The sequence below is a fragment of the Pseudomonas sp. MF6394 genome (assembly GCF_002018845.1).
Lineage (GTDB): Bacteria > Pseudomonadota > Gammaproteobacteria > Pseudomonadales > Pseudomonadaceae > Aquipseudomonas > Aquipseudomonas lactis.
Genome location: NZ_MVOJ01000017.1, coordinates 47,391 through 66,491 on the forward strand (window position 1 = coordinate 47,391; position 19,101 = coordinate 66,491).

The following is a 19,101-nucleotide window of genomic DNA, read 5'->3' on the forward strand; positions in this document are numbered from 1 at the left end:
GGCGGCTCATCAAGCTTGTCAGCCATCGGATACGACCTTTTCATTCATTCCCTTTGGAGCGCTGTCATGTCACTTAAACCACTGTTGTTAGTTCCCGTTCTTGGCTTTGTCTGCTTACTGTCGGCATGCGCTGGCCCGATCCCCAAGGCGGACCCCAGCCAAGCCTGGATCGGCTTGCAGGAAGAAGCGCCGAATGACCTGATGGCCGAGCGTGTCGATGGCAAACGTGTGGACGATGGGCGCTATTTTGAAGTGACCCCGGGGGATCATCGCCTGGACGTGACCTTATTTGAAGACGAGCCGGGTGACGACAACCAGCAGGACTGCCAGGGCCGCATCGAGTACAAGCATTTCAAGGCGGGTGAGCACTACACCCTGGTGGAGTCGAGCCTGGGCACCACGGTGCGCGCGTCGCTTGAGGACGGCCACGGCAAGGAAATTGCCGCAACCCAGGACTTCAATTGCATGCCTGGCTAGGCGTGATGCGCCGTCGCCTTGCGCGGCTCGGCGGGTTCAGCAGGTTTGACGTGGGGGTGATGATGCCGGCGCGTCACGCGCATGACCCCCCACAGCATGGCGGCGGCGACGGCCAGCCAACCACAGATCAACAGGAAAATCGTTGTCGCAAGGCTCATTCGGGCCTCCTTTCGCCCACTTGGGGCACACACAGTCTTCTCAATGGACAGTCTAGTCAGCTGACGGTTGCCTGCTATTGACCAATGGTCGAGTCCGTCCAACTTGTTTGCTCTATCGTCACCGCTTTATTGCACGCGTCGGCTATAGATATCTTGCGCCGCCCCCTGTAGGCGCGAGCTTGCTCGCGAAAAACGTCAACGATGACGCAGGCTTCCTGAATAAACGCGGCGCCTGTAAGTTTTTCGCGAGCAAGCTCGCTCCTACGGGATAGAGAAAGCGCGATTGGGCTATGATCGGGGCCTTTACCGGCAGTTGATCAAGAGAGTGAAAAAATTGCGCTTACGGTCGAACCTTAAAACTTCCTTGCTACTGGCCGTTGCCCTTGGGTTGGCGGCCTGTTCCAGCAACACTCCATCCAAACTGCCTGGCTTGCCCGAGCGCGTCGAACTCAATGGCGTGCCGACCTTTCGCAGTGAGGCTTATCAGAGCGGTCCTACGGCACTTGCCAGCATGCTGTCGCAACAAGGCATTGTCATGACACCGGGTTTGCTTGATAAGCCGCTGCGCCTGCCCGGCGCCGAGGCGGACCTTGAGCGCAACATGCAGGTGCTGGCGCGTGAGTACGGGCTGATGGTGTACCCATTGGACGCCAAGCTGACCGCCGTGCTGGCGCAGGTGGCGGCGGGTTACCCGGTGATGGCGCGGATCAACGCCAGCTATTGGTCCGGGGCGCGTTATGTTGCGGTGGTGGGGTTCAACCAGCAGAAGAGTACGGTGCTGTTGCGCTCAGGCAATGAGCGCCGCTTGAGCATGAGCTTCAGCGACTTTGAGTCGGCGTGGAAGGGCGCGGGCCATTGGGCCATCCTGACCCAGCGCCCGAGCCAGTTGCCCGCCAATGTGGACGCGCAACGCTGGCGCGATGCGGCCAATGCCACCGCGCCGGCGGGGCAGGAGCAGGCAGCGGCGCAGGCACTCAAGGTGCTGGCAGAAAAGAAGTGAAGCTCAAATAATGTGGGAGCGGGCTGTGGGAGCGGGCTTGCTCGCGAAGGCGCCGTACCAGTCGCTGAATGCTTAGGCTGACCCACCGCATTCGCGAGCAAGCCCGCTCCCACACTAAAAACGCATCGTTGCTTATCGACGTACTTCCGTAGCGGTCGCTCGATTCTTGAGGTTTTTATCGGCCTTGTAACGCAGCGCCACATCCGGCACTGCGCCGCCTTTGCCAGTTTCGACCCAGCTACGAATACGGCTGGCATCGGCAAAGTGGGTGAACTTGCCAAAGGCATCCAGGATCACTAGCGACACCGGGCGATTGCCCATGCTCGTCACCAGCACCAGGCAGTGGCCGGCCTGGTTGGTGAAGCCGGTCTTGGTCAGCTTGATATCCCAGTTGGCGCGGTTGATCAGGTGGTCGGTGTTGGAGAAGCCCAGGGTGTAGTTGGGCTTGCGGAACGACACGGTCTTTTCCTTGGTGGTGCTCAACTGGCTCAGCATCGGGAATTTGCGCGCATAGGCCAACAGCTTGCTCAGGTCGCGGGCGGTCGACACGTTATGGATTGACAGGCCGGTGGGCTCCACGTAGTGGGTGCTGGTCATGCCCAGGGATTTGGCCTTGGCGTTCATCGCCGCAATAAAGGCCGCGTAACCGCCAGGATAATGGTGGGCCAGGCTCGCAGCGGCGCGGTTTTCCGAAGACATCAGAGCGATCAGCAGCATTTCCTTGCGCGGCATCTGGCTACCGATCTTCACGCGGGAGAACACGCCTTTCATCTCGGGCGTGTCGGTGATGTTGATGTCGATGTACTCGTCCATATTCTGCTTGGCCTCGAGGACGATCAGGCCGGTCATCAGCTTGCTCACCGAAGCGATGGGCACCACCACGTCGGGGTTGCTGGAATAGATGACCTTATTGGTCTGCAAATCCACCAACATGGCGCGGCCGGAGGCAATCTGCAGCTTGGAGGCGTCACGCGGAGCCAGGGTGGTTTCGGCGGCGTGGGCGAAGGTGCCTGTCAAAGCAAAAAACAGGCTGACAATAGAAAGACGAATTTTCACGCGGATGAACTCGCTAAAAAGTAAGGAAATGCCGTTGTAGAACGGATCTTGTGACAAATGACGTTACATTTTAGGAGTATGGATCAGAAAGCGATAGAGAGCCTTTAAATAAAGGCTCTAAGCCGATGATTGGTTGAGGTTGTAGCGATTTTGTACCCATCACTGCGCGCTCAAGCTTTCCAACTTCTGATGGCCCGTGGTTGCCGAAAGCCATTTTGCATCTGGCCTCAACCGAGGAGCTCAGACATTGGCAAGGCCCAAGCGTTCGCCATCACCACCTGCGGCGATCCCGCTGCTGCCCAGCGAAGCGCGTCAGTCACCCGCGCCGCTATGGTGCTCTCCGAGACGCCTTTAGCTTAGGGCGCGAATAAAGCCTATGCATTGTAGCCGCAGGCTAGCATCGAGGAGAGCGAAAAAAAGGTGCAGATTGTATAGCTGGATCTAGAAAGGGCTGCAAATTTAAGGATCATCTTATGTCGCAGGTGAAATTATCGTGGTGATATGCGCGACTGAAATGTAAGTGGAGTTATTATGAAGAAGTGCGAGTGGTTTGTAAGCTCTATGTTTAGGGGGGTAGGCGCACGGGTATCAAATATAATGTTGGTGTCGTTGCTAGTGTTATCTGATTTGTCATTTGGGGGCGAAACTCCTAGGTGTGGAAATAACCCAGTGAGCGTGCCGTTGGAATTGGCATTTAATGGTCCAAACAATCTTCAGGTAGGCAGAGATGTACCTTTGGGGACAGTTATCTATGAGGAAACGATTTCTGCCGGAGAGGTTCTTTTTCTATGTAAAAACATAACTCATTCAATCGGGATTCAGGATGGTCCTGCGTCTATGCATGGGAACGAAAACACCTTCCCTCTATTGGGGAGCAAAAGTTTATCATGGAGAATTCGTTTGTCCGGCTCTCCGGAGGTTGAAGGCATTGCAACTCGCCCTTATGGCCCAGGCTTGATGTCAAATACTATCTACTCGCTGGGGCCGGGGGTATTTACTCTATACTTGGTCAAGGCTGGAGAGTTTACTAATGATACTGTTGTGCCGACAGGCATTATTGGTACGGTGCGCGGTGGCTCTGGGTATGGGAATACGCTCGGATTGCTCGCCAATATTAAAATTAGAAATGGAAGTCGCCCTATTGTTTCGTCTTGCAGCACTCCAGAGTTTATAGCGGTGAATATGGGGACGTATGTTTCATCGGATTTTGACAGTGGAGAAAGTAAAGCAGTTCCGTTTAGTATTAAGTTGAGTGAGTGTGATGATAGTGTGGCTATTGTTAAATACAGTTTTTTGCCAGCTACCCCAGTGCTCGATCAAAGTAAAGGCGTGGTTTCACTTAATCGAGGATCTACTGCCCGAGGAGTTGGACTAAGGATTACACGGGAGAATGGCGGTGCTGTTATTTTTGGCAACAGCTATCGTGTAGATGGCTTTACTTCTGGTCTTACAAATTTCGATATCCCGTTTCATGCGACGTATTCTCGATTAATAGGTGAGACATTAATATCGGGTACGGCTGATACTGAGTTGACATTTGTCATGACGTATCTATGAAAGTATGAATTCTTGGCTCGGACGGTGGGAGGGGGCGCCCTCTGTAATTGGATGGACTCGCCCAAGCCGAGGCGTCTATGCGCCACGGTGGCATTCTTATAGAAGCCAACGACAGCGAGGGCGAGCCCATGAAAAAGCATACGATGATCAATCAGTCTTTGTCAGCCGATGTATCTACTTGCGTAAACGTCGCGGTAGACCTTGCCAAAAAGGTCTTCCAAGTGGCCGGTGAGAATGCGCTCGGCCAGGTCATATTCGAGGATCGGATTAAGTCACGAGAGGCCTTTCAAACCTTTTTTCTTAAGCTTCCAGCAAACGTGACGGTGCTGGTGGAAACCGGGCCAGGTGCTCAGGCATGGACGCGATTACTGCAAGCACAGGGCAATTCTGTTCGCATCCTACCCTCTCAGCATGTGGCCAATCATCGCAGCGGCCCGAAAAATGATCGCAACGATGCATTGGCGATCCTGCGCGCCGGACGCGACTGTGCGATATCAGCCGTACCGGTCAAAAGGCCTGCGGCGCTTGCAATGCAAGCGTTGCATCGGGCTCGGCAGGGATATATAGGGCGACGTACGGCGGTCGGTAATCAGATGCGTGGCTTACTCCTGGAGCAGGAAGTTTCCATGCCCCAAGGCGAAATGGCCATCAGCCAACGTATCCTCGAATACTGGAAGACGCCACTCAGCCATTACCCGATTTACTGCGCGAACTAATCGCCGAACTGTTAGTTGAATGTGGTCATTTGGGCGAACGCGTCAACGTGTTGACCGGTCGGCTCGAAACAGCGGCGAAGAACGATGAGACAGCCAAGCGATTGATGACGGTGCGCGGAGTTGGCCCGATCATGGTCAGAGCACTGTTGGCCAAGCAGGCTGAGCCTGAACGCTTCGCAAATGCTCGACAGTTCGCTGCCTACTTCGGGCTGGTGCCCAGCCAGCACAGCAGCGGAGAAAAAATCCGGCTCGGCAAGATGGGCAAGAACGGTGATGCGTATTTGCGCAGCCTGGCGGTCCAGGGAGCCCGCGCCGTGTTAAGACACGTGCGACCGGATTCAGAGCAGTCCGACGACCAGCGGCTACAGCGTTGGGTATCTCGCCTAGGGCGCAAGGAGGTGGCGGTGCGTTTGGCCAACCGCAACCTGCGTATCCTCTGGCGGCTCTTGCAAAACGACCAGACTTTTCGACGTCAGCCAGGTAATAGTCAGGAGGCTGAGATGAGCCACGGATTTACAGAGTTCTGCCACCGGGCGTTTAGCCGCTCCAACCCGTGCTGACGAACATTGACCCCTGGTCAGACCGGCGTGAATTGATGCCTGCGCTCCTACCGGCCCTTGAGGCCTTTTTGTAATGGGCAGATCGCGAGCTGATCCAATGTTGGCCAGAAGCTGTTTGGAGCTTCCTCGGATAGGCCTGATACATAGAAGCAACCGGGTACCAATGTTTTAAAAGCGGGTTGAAAGTGGGGGCGAGTCCATACATAGGAGCGAGCTTGCTCGCTCCTACAAAAAGCCTTAACTGAACGGCATTATGCGCTAAGGCAGGGCTTTTTCATTACGCCTGGTTATTAACCGTGCAGGGTTTCCGCTGCATATAAGGTGTTTTCCAGCAGGCAGGCCCGGGTCATCGGCCCGACACCGCCTGGAACCGGCGTGATCCAGCCGGCACGGGGCAGCGCGGTTTCATACACCACGTCACCCACCAACTTGCCGTCTTCCTGGCGGTTGATGCCCACGTCGATGACGATGGCGCCTTCCTTGATCCACTCACCCTTGACCAGGCCTGGCTTGCCAGCCGCGACCACCACCAGGTCGGCGCGGCCAACGTGGCCGGCCAGGTCCTTGGTGAAGCGGTGGGTGACGGTCACGGTGCAGCCGGCCAGCAGCAGCTCCATGGCCATCGGGCGACCGACGATGTTCGATGCGCCCACCACGACAGCGTCCAGACCATATAGATCGACACCGGTGCTTTCCAGCAGCGTCATGATGCCTTTGGGGGTGCATGGGCGCAGCAGGGGAATGCGCTGGGCCAGGCGGCCGACGTTATAAGGGTGGAAACCGTCGACGTCTTTGTCCGGGCGGATGCGTTCCAGCAGTTTGGAGGCGTCCAAATGCTCTGGCAGCGGCAGTTGCAGGAGGATGCCGTCCATGGCCGGGTCATCGTTGAGGCTGTCAATCAGGTCGGTCAGGGCCTGTTGAGTGGTGTCCGAAGGCAAGTCGTAGGCCTTGGAAATAAAGCCGACCTCTTCACAGTCTTTACGCTTGTGCGAGACATAAACCTGAGAGGCAGGATCGCTGCCGACCAGGATCACCGCGAGGCCAGGCGTGCGCAGGCCTTGCTGGCTGCGCTCGGTGACTCGTTTGGCGATCTGCTGGCGCAGGCTGGCGGCGATTGATTTGCCGTCGATAAGTTGTGCAGTCATTACGCGTGATTAACCATCGAGAGGGGGAAGAAAAGTGCGCGCATTCTCGCACGCCAGGGCGCGAGGGCAAAGGCGCTTGGTCTGCAAATTGCCCTAAGCCCTTAAATAAAATCAGTTTTTTTCAAAAAAGATTTGACGGGTATCAGGACGCTCTATACTATTCGTCGCACTTGTCGGGCACAGCCTAGCACTGGTTAAGAAGGTCGAGCAGAATAGTTGTACTGCAAGGCTGGAAGCACTTAGTTTGTAATCCTCCAAGAGTACAGATTAATAAGGCGCCCGTAGCTCAGCTGGATAGAGCATCCGCCTTCTAAGCGGATGGTCGCAGGTTCGAGTCCTGCCGGGTGCGCCATTAGGCAGCTTTGGCACAAGTAGCGCTATATGGTGGGCGTAGCTCAGTTGGTAGAGCACGGGATTGTGACTCCCGTTGTCGAGGGTTCGATCCCCTTCGTCCACCCCATATTTTGAAAGGCGCCAGATTAATCGTCTGGCGCCTTTGCTTTAAGAGCTTCAAGCGCGGATGTGGTGGAATTGGTAGACACACTGGATTTAGGTTCCAGCGCCGCGAGGCGTAAGAGTTCGAGTCTCTTCATCCGCACCAATTAAAGCTTTGCTGTGCCGTCAGGCGGGGCAGGGCTCAACAAAGAAGTAGTTTGGTTTCTTTGTTAACGCAATATGGTGGGCGTAGCTCAGTTGGTAGAGCACGGGATTGTGACTCCCGTTGTCGAGGGTTCGATCCCCTTCGTCCACCCCATATTCGAAAGGCGCCAGATTTAACAGTCTGGCGCCTTTTTTGGTTTTGGCGGTTTGAGATTGGGTGGTCGCAGGTGCTGGGCTGCCCTGGCAGGGCGTGTCGTCGTATTTGTGTATCTCGATGATGCTGCGTTGCTTGCCTGTTCTGTTCGCAGGGCGGGCCGTCAGGGAGATGAATGGTTGTTCCTTCTATATATAGAGGGGCGGCGCAGAGCCCTGGCGCAATTTGGCTGTATTTGTCACCGGGGCGAGGTGCATCCGTGCCTTCGTACCGATAAATTGCCGGCTGTTTTCCGCTGTATTTTCAGTAGGGTGACTTCTTGAGTTTGACCCACTAGAATGCATGCCCTTGATTGGGGTCGGAAATGGCCGGCTAACGTCTGTGCAACGAGGAATATCCATGCAAGTTTCTGTTGAAAATACTACTGCTCTCGAGCGCCGCCTGAGCATCACCGTGCCGGCAGAGCGTATCGAGACTGCGGTCAACAAGCGTCTGCAGCAGACTGCCCAGAAGGCCAAGATCGCTGGTTTCCGTCCAGGCAAAGTGCCGATGAGCGAAATCAAGCGTCGTTTTGGTGCCGATGCGCGCCAGGAAGCTGTAGGTGACGTGATCCAGGCTTCTTTCTACGAAGCCGTTGTCGAGCAAAAGCTGAACCCGGCTGGCTCGCCTTCGATCGAGCCCAAGTCCCTGGAAGCGGGCAAGGACCTGGAATACGTTGCCGTATTCGAAGTGTTCCCGGAATTTGAAGTGGCCGGTTTCGACGGTATCGAAATCGAGCGTCTGAGCGCCGAAGTGGCTGATTCGGACCTGGACAACATGCTGGAAATCCTGCGCAAGCAGAACACTCGTTTCGAAGTGGCCGACCGTGCCGCCCAGAACGAAGATCAACTGAACATCGATTTCGTTGGCAAGGTTGACGGCGAAGTCTTCGCTGGCGGCTCCGCCAAGGGCACTCAGCTGGTGCTGGGTTCCAACCGTATGATCCCTGGTTTCGAAGACGGCCTGGTTGGCGCCAAAGCCGGCGAAGAGCGCGTTCTGAACCTGACGTTCCCTGCTGACTACCAGAACCTGGACCTGGCTGGCAAAGCCGCCGAGTTCACCGTGACCGTCAACAGCGTTTCCGAGCCTAAGCTGCCAGAGCTGAACGAAGAGTTCTTCGCCCAGTTCGGCATCAAGGAAACCGGCATCGAAGGCTTCCGCACCGAAGTTCGCAAGAACATGGAGCGTGAGCTGCGTCAGGCCATCAAGTCCAAGGTCAAGAACCAGGTCATGGACGGTCTGCTGGCCGCCAACCCGATCGAAGTGCCTAAGGCCCTGCTGTCCAACGAAGTGGATCGCCTGCGCGTTCAAGCGGTTCAGCAGTTTGGTGGCAACATCAAGCCTGACCAGCTGCCGGCCGAGCTGTTCGAAGAGCAAGCCAAGCGCCGCGTTGTGCTGGGCCTGATCGTGGCTGAAGTGGTCAAGCAGTTCGACCTCAAGCCAGACGAAGACCGCGTCCGCGAAATGATCCAGGAAATGGCTTCGGCCTACCAGGAGCCTGAGCAGGTCGTGGCTTGGTACTACAAGAATGAGCAGCAGATGAACGAAGTACGTTCGGTTGTGCTGGAAGAACAAGTTGTGGATACTGTTCTGCAGAAGGCTAAGGTGACCGATAAAGCGGTCTCTTACGAAGAAGCAGTCAAACCGGCGGAAGCAGCACAAGCCGACTGATTGTCCAACTCGTTGGAAATTCAACCATAAGCCAGCCTCGCGCTGGCTTATGCGTTTTCAAGACATGACTATTTGGGAGTAACTGCAGAGCATGTTCCGTAATTCCTATATTCAGCAGAACTCTGATATCCAGGCCGCAGGCGGCCTGGTCCCGATGGTTGTCGAGCAGTCCGCTCGTGGCGAACGCGCCTACGACATCTACTCGCGCCTGCTCAAGGAGCGAGTGATCTTTCTGGTTGGCCCGGTAGAGGACTACATGGCCAACCTGATCTGTGCGCAGCTGCTGTTCCTTGAAGCGGAAAACCCGGACAAGGACATCCATCTCTACATCAACTCGCCGGGTGGTTCGGTGACTGCGGGCATGTCGATCTACGACACCATGCAGTTCATCAAGCCAAACGTGTCGACCACCTGTATTGGCCAGGCGTGCAGCATGGGCGCCTTCCTGCTGACCGCGGGTGCCGAAGGCAAGCGTTTCTGCCTGCCGAACTCGCGCGTGATGATTCACCAGCCACTGGGCGGTTTCCAGGGCCAGGCGTCGGACATCGAAATCCACGCCAAGGAAATCCTCTTCATTCGTGAGCGTCTCAACACGCTGATGGCCAAGCACAGCGGGCGCACCCTGGAAGAAATCGAGCGCGATACCAACCGTGACAATTTCATGAGCGCTGAAGCCGCCAAGGAATACGGGTTGATCGACGCAGTGATCGACAAGCGCCCCGCATAATATAAGCCGCTCAAAATAGGGCTGGTCGGCATGTCCGACCACTGGCGGGCTTGAAAAAGCCCGCATAAGCCTTCATCTTGTGTTGCAAGCCTATCGGATTTGGATCGAACGAATGACTGACACCCGCAACGGCGAGGACAACGGCAAGCTGCTCTATTGCTCCTTCTGTGGCAAAAGCCAGCATGAAGTACGCAAATTGATTGCCGGCCCCTCGGTGTTTATCTGCGACGAATGCGTCGACCTGTGCAATGACATCATCCGTGAGGAGGTGCAGGAAGCCCAGGCCGAGAGCAGTGCGCATAAATTACCTTCGCCTAAAGAAATCAGCGGCATCCTTGACCAATACGTCATTGGTCAAGAGCGTGCAAAAAAGGTTCTGGCCGTAGCGGTGTACAACCACTACAAGCGCCTGAACCAGCGTGACAAGAAAGGTGACGAGGTTGAACTGGGCAAGAGCAACATCTTGCTGATCGGTCCTACAGGCTCGGGTAAAACCCTGCTTGCAGAAACCCTCGCTCGCCTGCTGAACGTTCCGTTCACCATCGCCGACGCCACCACCCTCACCGAGGCTGGCTACGTGGGTGAAGATGTCGAGAACATCATTCAGAAACTGCTGCAGAAGTGCGACTACGACGTAGAGAAAGCCCAGATGGGTATTGTCTACATCGACGAGATCGACAAGATCTCGCGCAAGTCGGACAACCCGTCGATCACTCGGGACGTTTCCGGTGAAGGCGTGCAGCAGGCCCTGTTGAAACTGATCGAAGGCACGGTTGCGTCCGTACCGCCGCAAGGTGGTCGCAAGCACCCGCAGCAGGAATTCCTTCAGGTTGATACGCGCAACATCCTGTTCATTTGTGGCGGTGCGTTCTCGGGTCTCGAGAAGGTGATTCAGCAGCGTTCCACCCGTGGCGGCATTGGTTTCAGTGCGGAAGTGCGTAGCAAGGAAGAAGGCAAGAAGGTGGGCGAGTCCCTGCGTGAAGTCGAGCCTGACGATTTGGTCAAGTTCGGTCTGATCCCGGAATTCGTTGGCCGTCTGCCGGTCCTGGCCACGTTGGACGAGTTGGATGAGGCGGCTTTGATCCAGATCCTCACCGAGCCGAAAAACGCCCTGACCAAGCAATACGGCAAATTGTTCGAGATGGAAGGTGTAGACCTGGAGTTCCGTACCGACGCGCTGAAATCGGTGGCCAGGCGGGCACTGGAGCGCAAGACCGGTGCACGTGGCCTGCGTTCTATCCTCGAAGGCGTGTTGCTCGACACCATGTACGAAATCCCCTCGCAGTCCGAGGTGAGTAAAGTGGTGATCGACGAAAGCGTTATCGAAGGCAAGTCCAAGCCACTGTATATCTATGAAAACAGTGAGCCGGCTGCCAAGGCTGCACCCGACGCGTAAGCGTTCAGCAGTTGCGGTACAAGCAAGGGGCCTCTAGGGGCCCCTTGTTTTTTGGGGCGTTTTTTCGAGACGGTGGTTAAATTCGCGTGTATTCATGCGTTTAACTGCTGGCATTGAGCTTGTTTTTTTTGCATGCAACCCCCATCTTGGTTTCAAGCTTATTTTTGAACTGTCATAGAGGCGAAATCATGAAGACAACCATCGAATTGCCTCTCCTGCCGTTGCGTGATGTCGTCGTCTATCCGCACATGGTTATCCCGCTGTTCGTGGGGCGCGAGAAGTCTATCGAAGCCCTCGAGGCCGCGATGACGGGCGACAAGCAAATCCTGCTGTTGGCCCAGAAGAATCCTGCTGATGATGATCCGGGCGAAGATGCCCTGTATCGCGTCGGCACCATTGCCACTGTCCTGCAATTGCTCAAGCTGCCCGATGGCACCGTCAAGGTGCTGGTCGAAGGCGAGCAGCGCGGTGCCGTAGAGCGCTTCATGGAGGTGGACGGCCACCTGCGCGCGGAAGTGGCGCTGATCGAAGAAGTCGAAGCCCCGGAGCGTGAATCCGAGGTGTTCGTACGCAGCCTGCTGTCGCAGTTCGAGCAGTATGTGCAGTTGGGCAAGAAAGTCCCGGCTGAAGTCCTGTCGTCCCTCAACAGCATTGATGAGCCAAGCCGCCTGGTCGACACCATGGCCGCGCACATGGCGCTGAAGATCGAGCAGAAGCAAGACATCCTCGAAATCATCGACCTGTCGGCGCGTGTCGAACACGTATTGGCGATGCTGGATGGCGAAATCGACCTGTTGCAGGTTGAAAAACGCATCCGTGGCCGCGTGAAGAAGCAGATGGAGCGCAGTCAGCGCGAGTACTACCTGAATGAGCAGATGAAGGCCATTCAGAAGGAACTCGGCGACGGCGAGGAAGGCCACAACGAAATCGAAGAGCTGAAAAAGCGTATCGATGCCGCTGGCCTGCCCAAAGACGCCCTGACCAAGGCCACCGCCGAGCTGAACAAGCTCAAGCAGATGTCGCCGATGTCGGCTGAAGCCACCGTGGTGCGCTCGTATATCGACTGGCTGGTGCAAGTGCCGTGGAAGGCCCAGACCAAGGTGCGCCTGGACCTGGCTCGTGCTGAAGAGATTCTCGACGCTGACCATTACGGCCTGGAAGAGGTCAAGGAGCGCATCCTTGAGTACCTCGCTGTACAAAAACGCGTGAAGAAAATCCGCGGCCCGGTGTTGTGCCTGGTCGGGCCTCCGGGTGTGGGTAAAACCTCCCTGGCGGAATCGATTGCCAGCGCGACCAACCGCAAATTCGTGCGCATGGCCTTGGGTGGCGTGCGTGACGAAGCGGAAATTCGCGGTCATCGCCGTACCTACATCGGTTCGATGCCGGGAAGATTGATTCAAAAGATGACAAAAGTGGGTGTACGCAACCCGCTGTTCCTGCTCGATGAAATCGACAAAATGGGCAGCGACATGCGTGGCGACCCGGCGTCGGCCTTGCTCGAAGTGCTGGACCCTGAGCAGAACCATAATTTCAACGACCATTACCTGGAAGTCGACTACGACTTGTCTGACGTAATGTTCCTGTGCACCTCCAACTCCATGAACATTCCGCCAGCCTTGCTGGACCGGATGGAGGTGATTCGTCTGCCGGGCTACACCGAAGACGAGAAGATCAACATCGCGGTCAAGTACCTGGCGCCCAAGCAGATTTCGGCCAACGGCCTGAAGAAGGGCGAGATCGAGTTCGAGGTCGAGGCGATCCGCGACATCGTGCGCTACTACACTCGCGAGGCCGGTGTGCGGGGCCTTGAGCGCCAGATCGCGAAGATCTGCCGCAAAGCGGTGAAGGAACACGCGCTGGAAAAACGCTTCTCGGTGAAAGTGGTTGCCGACTCCCTGGAACACTTCCTGGGCGTGAAGAAATTCCGCTACGGCCTGGCCGAGCAACAGGACCAGGTCGGCCAGGTGACTGGTTTGGCGTGGACCCAGGTGGGTGGCGAATTGCTCACCATCGAAGCTGCGGTGATTCCGGGCAAAGGTCAATTGATCAAGACCGGCTCCCTGGGTGACGTGATGGTCGAATCCATTACCGCCGCGCAGACGGTAGTGCGCAGCCGCGCCCGCAGCCTGGGCATCCCGCTGGACTTCCACGAGAAGCACGACACCCATATCCACATGCCGGAAGGGGCGACCCCCAAAGACGGCCCTAGCGCTGGCGTAGGCATGTGCACGGCCCTGGTATCGGCCTTGACCGGCATTCCTGTGCGCGCCGATGTGGCGATGACCGGGGAAATCACCCTGCGTGGCCAGGTATTGGCGATCGGTGGTCTGAAAGAGAAATTGCTCGCCGCCCACCGGGGTGGAATCAAGACCGTGATCATTCCTGAAGAGAATGTTCGCGACTTGAAGGAAATTCCTGACAACATCAAGCAGGATCTTCAGATTAAACCGGTTAAATGGATTGACGAGGTCCTGCAAATTGCGCTGCAATACGCGCCGGAGCCCTTGCCGGATGTGGCCCCGGAGATTGTCGCGAAGGACGAAAAACGCGAGTCCGATTCCAAGGAAAGAATTAGCACGCATTAATGTGTTGGAGCCTGGGGGCTTCCTTGACAGCTTTTTAGAGCCCTTGTTATAAAGCGGCTCTTAAGTGTCTGTAGGCCATTCAGCACTGGTTTTGCTTTTTACCAAAAAACTTAGAATCATACTCAATAGATATATAAGGGGACTTAGAGTGAACAAGTCGGAACTGATTGATGCTATCGCTGCATCCGCTGATATCCCGAAAGCTGCTGCTGGCCGTGCGCTGGACGCAGTAATCGAATCCGTCACTGGCGCTCTGAAGGCCGGCGACTCCGTGGTACTGGTAGGCTTCGGTACTTTTTCTGTGACTGACCGCCCAGCTCGCACTGGCCGTAACCCACAGACCGGCAAAGCACTGCAAATCGCTGCTGCCAAGAAACCAGGTTTCAAAGCCGGTAAAGCCCTGAAAGAAGCTGTTAACTAAGCTTCGTTCAAGCCTTTGCTTACCCGGGTCGGACGCAGGTCTGGCCTGGCAGCGGAGCGGTAGCTGACCCACGTATCGGGTCGCCACGCCGGGGGTGCAGATTCGAACCCCCGTCCGCTCCGCCAGTTACGAGAAGGCGCATCCTCGGATGCGCCTTTCTTCTATCCGGACTCTACCCACGCTCCACGGTTGCCTAATTTTTGAAGTTCAACCGTTTCTGGGGGACGCATGCTGCAAAATATCAGGGACAATTCACAAGGCTGGATTGCCAAGACCATCATCGGGATCATCGTCGCTTTGATGGCGTTCACCGGTATCGAAGCCATTTTCCAGGCTTCGGGTAATAACAAGCAGGACGTGGCCAAGGTCAACGGTGAAGAAATCACCCAGACCGAGCTGAGCCAGGCTGTCGACATGCAACGGCGCCAGCTGATGCAACAGCTGGGCAAGGATTTCGACGCTTCCCTGCTGGACGAAAAGCTGCTGCGCGATGCTGCCCTCAAGGGCCTGATCGACCGTAAGCTGCTGCTGCAAGGCGCTGCTGATTCCAAGTTTGGCTTCTCGGAAGCTGCGCTGGACCAGGTGATCCTGCAGACGCCGGAATTCCAAGTAGACGGCAAGTTCAACGCCGAACGCTTTGACCAGGTGGTCCGTCAGTTGGGCTACAGCCGCATGCAATTCCGTCAGATGCTGACCCAGGAAATGCTGATCGGCCAGGTTCGCGCAGGCATCGCTGGCAGTGGTTTCGTGACTGACGCCGAGGTGCTGGCATTCGCCCGCCTGGAAAAACAGACCCGCGATTTTGCCACCGTCAACATCAAGGCTGACCCTGCGGCGGTGAAACTCACCGACGACGAGGTCAAGGCCTACTACGACCAGCACGCCAAAGAGTTCATGACCCCGGACCAGGTGGTCATCGACTATCTGGAATTGAAGAAGTCGTCCTTCTTCGACCAGGTTACGGTCAAGGACGATGAGCTGCAGGCTGCCTACGAGAAGGAAACCGCCAACCTCGCTGAACAGCGTCGTGCCGCGCACATCCTGATTGAAGTCAACGACAAGGTCACCGAGGCGCAAGCCAAGGCCAAGATCGAAGACATCCAGGCGCGCCTGGCCAAGGGTGAGAAGTTCGAAGCCCTGGCCAAGGAGTTCTCCCAGGATCCAGGTTCGGCCAACAATGGCGGCGACCTCGGTTTTGCCGGCCCTGGTGTTTACGACCCGGACTTCGAAACCGCGCTGTACGGCTTGAAGCAAGACCAGGTGTCGACGCCGGTGCGTACTACCTTCGGTTGGCACCTGATCAAGTTGCTGGGCGTTGAAGCGCCTGAGGTGCCATCGTTCGCCAGCCTGAAAGACAAGCTGACCCGCGAGCTCAAGGCCCAGCAGGTTGAACAGCGTTTTGTCGAAGCGACCAAGCAATTGGAAGATGCGGCATTCGAAGCCTCTGACCTGGCCCAGCCAGCGTCTGACTTGAAGCTGACCGTCCACACCTCCGCGCCGTTTGGCCGTGAAGGTGGCGAAGGTGTTGCGGCCAACCGTGCCGTGGTCACTGCAGCCTTCAGCCCGGAAGTGCTGGATGAAGGCGCCAACAGCAGCGCCATCGAGCTGGACCCGGAAACCATCATCGTGCTGCGTGCCAAAGAGCATCTCAAGCCGGCCCAATTGCCGCTGGAGAACGTCGCTGCGGCCATTCGCACCCAGATGACCAAGGAGCGCGCGAGCGCTGCCGCCAAAGCCCGTGCCGACGAGTTGATCGCCAGCCTGCGTGATGGCAAGACCGCGCTGGACCAGCCGGTTGACGGCCAGGCCTGGAAGGTGACTGAGGCGGCTACCCGTGGTCAGGAGTCTATCGACCCGGCCGTGCTGCAAGCCTTGTTCCGCATGCCCAAACCTGCGGCCAAGGACAAGCCGACCTTCACCACCGTGACCCTGCGCGATGGCAGCCTGATGATCGTGCGCTTGAACGGCGTGAACGAAGCGGCGGCCCCTACGGACGAAGAAAAGGCGCAATACCGCCGCTTCCTCGCTTCCCGTATTGGCCAGCAGGACTTCGCGGCCTACCGCAAGCAGCTGGAAACCCAGGCAGACATCAAGAAGTACTGATGCCGGCCTGAATAAAAAGACCCCGACCTGAAAAGGCCGGGGTCTTTTTTTGCCTTTGATAAAGTGAGTGCTGAATGCGCTTTAGGCGTTCTTACCTGCAAACTTGAGCTTGCCCCACGTCAACCCGATCACTGCCGCCAGGGTTGAAGCCGCCAATACGCTCAGCTTGGCAGCCGACAGCAGAGCAGGGTCTGAAAATGCCAGGGACGAGATAAAGATCGACATGGTGAAACCGATCCCCGCCAACAGACCGACCAGGCCAACGCCCGTCCACGTCACACCGTCCGGCAGCTTGCAGATGTTTAGCTTGACCAGCGCGAGGCTCGCCAGCATCACGCCCAGAGGCTTGCCGAGCACCAGGGCGAAGATGACGCCCATGAACACACCGTGGGCCAGCGGGTCATCCAGATTGAAACCGTCCAGGCTCACGCCGGCGTTGGCCAAGGCAAACAGCGGCATCACGCCGAAGGCTACCCAGGGGTGCAGCGCTGATTGAACCCGCTGCACCGGCGGGAGTATTTCCCGCTGGGCTTCGCGCAATTGCTTGAGGGGCGTGGCGACTTGCTGGGCTCCTTCGGCTGGCTGCGAGAACCGGTCCATCAGTTCGTTGAAGGTGCGTTCGATAGTCTCCAGCGGGCGTTCCCGGGTGGGCTTGGAATTGACCGGGGTCATCAAGCCAAGGATCACCCCGGCGAGCGTTGGGTGCACGCCGGTCTTGAGCAGGCCAAACCATACGATAGCGCCAGGCAGCAGGTAGATCGCCGCCTTGCTGATACCCATGCGTTGGAACACCAGCACCAGGGCCAGCCCGCCTGCAGCAATCACCAAGCCCATGTAGTCGAGGCTGGCGGTGAAAAAGATCGCGATGATCAGGATCGCCACAATGTCATCGATGATCGCCAGGGCCAGCAGCAGGATACGCACGCCACTGGGGATCGACTTGCCCAGCAGCGCGAGCACGCCCACGGCAAAGGCAATGTCGGTCGCGGTGGGCACCGCCCAGCCACTCGCGGCGGCGGTACCGTGGTTGAGCAGGGTGTAGATGAGTGCCGGCATCAGCACGCCGCCCAACGCCGCGCCTAACGGCAGCGTGGCCAGCTTCAGGTTGGCGAGGGCACCGTCTTTGATTTCCTGGCGGATCTCGGCACCGACCACCAGGAAGAAGATGGTCATCAGCCCGTCATTGACCAGAAAATGCAGGGAGCGCGACACGCTGTAGTCGCCCAGCCCGAGGGTGATGGGCGTGTTCCAGAAATGCTCGTAGGTCGCGGCGGCGGGGCTGTTGGCCCACACCAGCGCGACGATGGCGGCCAGCAGCAGCACGATACCGCTGACGGCTTCGATATGTGAAAAGCGCTCGAGGGCGGACAGCGCGCCCTCAGTCAAACGCTGGGGGCGGGGGATGGCGGGGTGTTTATCAGGCACGACAACTCTCCATTGGCGGCCCGACCAATGCTTGGCTTTTAACCTGCGCCGTACTTTATGCAGCAACGCACCCAGGGGCGATGATAGAAAGGTGAGGAATAAGTTGTAAACAAACTTGTCATAGAACCGCGCACATTACGGCTCTTTATCGATCCTATGTGCGCCAGGCTTTTTCCTACTGACGCTGCTGTCTTAGCCTGAGATGTTTTACCGACAGGAATCGCGCTTCAGTGTCGTGTTCTGTTGCACAATACCGTCCGGACCGTTTTCTTCAGGATTTTCAATGTCGACATCATTTCACTTGCGCACTCTCGGGTTGGCGCTGGTGCTGGCGGGCGCTGCGGGCTGCTCGTCACCCAAGACCGCTATCTACGAACATGAGAATTTCGACGACTCCGGTACGTTTTCCCGCGATTACCCGGTCAGCGATGTGGCGGCCTGTGAAGCGGCGCGCCGTGCCCTGCTGAGTCAGGGCTACATCATTACCAGTAGCGATCCGAAGTTGGTGGCCGGCAACAAGAGCTTCCAGCAGACCGGCGAGACTCACCTGCAGATCAGTTTCAATGTGGTGTGCGCCGCTGATGGCAAGGGCAGCAATCACTCGACGATGTTTGCCAACGCCTTGCAGGACCGCTATGCGCTGAAGAAGGTCAACAACTCCGCGAGCCTCGGCGTGGGCGTGCTGGGCTCGGTGTCGATGCCGATTGGCTCCACCGACGACTCGATGGTGAAAGTGGCCAGCGAGACCGTCTCGGCACCCAAGTTCTACGAGCGTTACTTCGCGCTGGTGGACGTGTTCTTGCCGCAGGAAGTGAAGCAGGCCGAGCATATCCCCGAGCAGCCCAAGGCCGACCTGGGCGTGCCCGAGCCCAAGGCCGCTCCGGCAGCCGAGAAGGTCGAGGCGCCGAAGGAGGTGCCTGTTGCGCCCGCCGCTGCAGAGCCGCTCGCGCCACCACCTGAGGCAGCACCGATTGCACCGGTGACAGAGCCTGCTCCGGTGGCGCCGACGCGGACTGATCCGGCCTTGCCTGCGCCGACAGAAGCGATTCCACCGCTGCCGATGCCTGCGCAATAACGCAATGCTCGAATGTGGGAGCAGGGTGTCAGGTAGAGAAGCGTCGGCTGACAGGGCGCTATCGCAGCATAGGTATCTACACAGCTCTGTAGCGCTCAACGGTAACCACGATGCGAAGCGAGCCGCTCTTGATCTTGATCTGAAGCGCCCCGTTAAACCACGCTGGCCGGAATTCGACAGGGATTTGGGGGGTAAACCGGCAGGGATGCCGGTTTAGCCGCCCCGCGCCATGGATG

Annotated in this window: 14 protein-coding genes, 4 tRNA genes and 1 pseudogene; 15 read left to right on the top strand and 4 right to left on the bottom strand. The window is 57.3% G+C overall.

The window, feature by feature from the left end; all coding sequences use genetic code 11:
* Positions 1–66: 66 nt before the first annotated feature.
* Positions 67–477, top strand: a complete 411-nt coding sequence (locus MF6394_RS18320; protein WP_003192269.1) for a PA0061/PA0062 family lipoprotein — start codon at positions 67–69, stop codon at positions 475–477.
* On the opposite strand, the gene MF6394_RS34320 is transcribed toward MF6394_RS18320, so the two are convergent.
* The gene (locus tag MF6394_RS34320) at positions 474–635 is read right to left on the bottom strand and encodes a hypothetical protein (RefSeq protein ID WP_164692270.1); all 162 of its coding nucleotides are present in this window, start codon (positions 633–635) and stop codon (positions 474–476) included. The genes MF6394_RS18320 and MF6394_RS34320 overlap by 4 nt on opposite strands.
* Before the next feature lie 334 nt (positions 636–969).
* On the opposite strand from MF6394_RS34320, the gene MF6394_RS18325 reads away from it, so the two are divergent.
* Complete coding sequence (locus MF6394_RS18325) at positions 970–1,635, top strand: peptidase C39 family protein (RefSeq protein WP_078467250.1); 666 nt, start codon at positions 970–972, stop codon at positions 1,633–1,635.
* A gap of 132 nt (positions 1,636–1,767) precedes the next feature.
* On the opposite strand, the gene pbpG is transcribed toward MF6394_RS18325, so the two are convergent.
* Complete coding sequence (gene pbpG, locus MF6394_RS18330; RefSeq protein ID WP_078467251.1) at positions 1,768–2,691, bottom strand: D-alanyl-D-alanine endopeptidase; 924 nt, start codon at positions 2,689–2,691, stop codon at positions 1,768–1,770.
* Positions 2,692–3,360: 669 nt separating this feature from the next.
* Here pbpG and MF6394_RS18335 point away from each other — a divergent pair.
* Positions 3,361–4,248 (top strand): fimbrial protein, encoded by an 888-nt coding sequence (locus MF6394_RS18335; protein ID WP_161952170.1) that lies wholly within the window; start codon positions 3,361–3,363, stop codon positions 4,246–4,248.
* Positions 4,249–4,376: 128 nt separating this feature from the next.
* Positions 4,377–5,524, top strand: a pseudogene (locus MF6394_RS18340) (IS110 family transposase).
* 290 nt (positions 5,525–5,814) lie between these two features.
* Here MF6394_RS18340 and folD read toward each other — a convergent pair.
* On the bottom strand, positions 5,815–6,669 hold the full coding sequence (gene folD, locus MF6394_RS18345; RefSeq protein ID WP_047711205.1) for a bifunctional methylenetetrahydrofolate dehydrogenase/methenyltetrahydrofolate cyclohydrolase FolD: 855 nt from the start codon (positions 6,667–6,669) through the stop codon (positions 5,815–5,817).
* A gap of 275 nt (positions 6,670–6,944) precedes the next feature.
* Here folD and MF6394_RS18350 point away from each other — a divergent pair.
* The 10 genes from MF6394_RS18350 to MF6394_RS18395 all read left to right on the top strand — a co-directional run bounded on the left by MF6394_RS18350 (position 6,945) and on the right by MF6394_RS18395 (position 16,365).
* Positions 6,945–7,021: transfer RNA gene (locus tag MF6394_RS18350), tRNA-Arg, on the top strand.
* Positions 7,022–7,053: 32 nt separating this feature from the next.
* Positions 7,054–7,129 (top strand) — tRNA-His (locus MF6394_RS18355).
* Between the two features lie 56 nt (positions 7,130–7,185).
* A tRNA-Leu gene (locus MF6394_RS18360) sits at positions 7,186–7,270 on the top strand.
* Between the two features lie 77 nt (positions 7,271–7,347).
* Positions 7,348–7,423 (top strand) — tRNA-His (locus MF6394_RS18365).
* A gap of 399 nt (positions 7,424–7,822) precedes the next feature.
* The gene (gene tig, locus MF6394_RS18370) at positions 7,823–9,133 is read left to right on the top strand and encodes a trigger factor (protein ID WP_014718988.1); all 1,311 of its coding nucleotides are present in this window, start codon (positions 7,823–7,825) and stop codon (positions 9,131–9,133) included.
* Between the two features lie 91 nt (positions 9,134–9,224).
* On the top strand, positions 9,225–9,860 hold the full coding sequence (clpP, locus tag MF6394_RS18375; protein WP_003192255.1) for an ATP-dependent Clp endopeptidase proteolytic subunit ClpP: 636 nt from the start codon (positions 9,225–9,227) through the stop codon (positions 9,858–9,860).
* A 112-nt stretch (positions 9,861–9,972) separates the two neighbouring features.
* Positions 9,973–11,256 (top strand): ATP-dependent Clp protease ATP-binding subunit ClpX, encoded by a 1,284-nt coding sequence (gene clpX, locus MF6394_RS18380; protein WP_078467226.1) that lies wholly within the window; start codon positions 9,973–9,975, stop codon positions 11,254–11,256.
* 188 nt (positions 11,257–11,444) lie between these two features.
* On the top strand, positions 11,445–13,841 hold the full coding sequence (lon, locus tag MF6394_RS18385) for an endopeptidase La (protein ID WP_003192252.1): 2,397 nt from the start codon (positions 11,445–11,447) through the stop codon (positions 13,839–13,841).
* A 148-nt stretch (positions 13,842–13,989) separates the two neighbouring features.
* Positions 13,990–14,262, top strand: coding sequence for an HU family DNA-binding protein (locus tag MF6394_RS18390; protein WP_003174819.1), 273 nt, complete (start codon positions 13,990–13,992; stop codon positions 14,260–14,262).
* A 228-nt stretch (positions 14,263–14,490) separates the two neighbouring features.
* Complete coding sequence (locus MF6394_RS18395; protein ID WP_044274626.1) at positions 14,491–16,365, top strand: SurA N-terminal domain-containing protein; 1,875 nt, start codon at positions 14,491–14,493, stop codon at positions 16,363–16,365.
* Positions 16,366–16,446: 81 nt separating this feature from the next.
* Here MF6394_RS18395 and nhaA read toward each other — a convergent pair whose 3' ends face one another.
* Positions 16,447–17,790 carry a Na+/H+ antiporter NhaA gene (nhaA, locus tag MF6394_RS18400; RefSeq protein WP_069558216.1) on the bottom strand — a complete coding sequence of 448 codons (1,344 nt, stop codon included), beginning with the start codon at positions 17,788–17,790 and terminating at the stop codon, positions 16,447–16,449.
* A 283-nt stretch (positions 17,791–18,073) separates the two neighbouring features.
* Between nhaA and MF6394_RS18405 the strand changes: the two genes are divergently transcribed.
* Positions 18,074–18,865: a DUF2242 domain-containing protein gene (locus tag MF6394_RS18405; RefSeq protein WP_078467227.1), complete on the top strand. Its 792-nt coding sequence runs from the start codon at positions 18,074–18,076 to the stop codon at positions 18,863–18,865.
* Positions 18,866–19,101 lie beyond the last annotated feature (236 nt).

Coding starts and splice junctions, on each gene's coding strand:
- MF6394_RS18395 (WP_044274626.1), top strand. CDS start 14,491: ATGCTGCAAAATATCAGGGACAATTCACAAGGCTGGATTGCCAAGACC.
- MF6394_RS18405 (WP_078467227.1), top strand. CDS start 18,074: ATGTCGACATCATTTCACTTGCGCACTCTCGGGTTGGCGCTGGTGCTG.
- tig (WP_014718988.1), top strand. CDS start 7,823: ATGCAAGTTTCTGTTGAAAATACTACTGCTCTCGAGCGCCGCCTGAGC.
- lon (WP_003192252.1), top strand. CDS start 11,445: ATGAAGACAACCATCGAATTGCCTCTCCTGCCGTTGCGTGATGTCGTC.
- MF6394_RS34320 (WP_164692270.1), bottom strand. CDS start 635: ATGAGCCTTGCGACAACGATTTTCCTGTTGATCTGTGGTTGGCTGGCC.
- folD (WP_047711205.1), bottom strand. CDS start 6,669: ATGACTGCACAACTTATCGACGGCAAATCAATCGCCGCCAGCCTGCGC.
- clpP (WP_003192255.1), top strand. CDS start 9,225: ATGTTCCGTAATTCCTATATTCAGCAGAACTCTGATATCCAGGCCGCA.
- MF6394_RS18320 (WP_003192269.1), top strand. CDS start 67: ATGTCACTTAAACCACTGTTGTTAGTTCCCGTTCTTGGCTTTGTCTGC.
- clpX (WP_078467226.1), top strand. CDS start 9,973: ATGACTGACACCCGCAACGGCGAGGACAACGGCAAGCTGCTCTATTGC.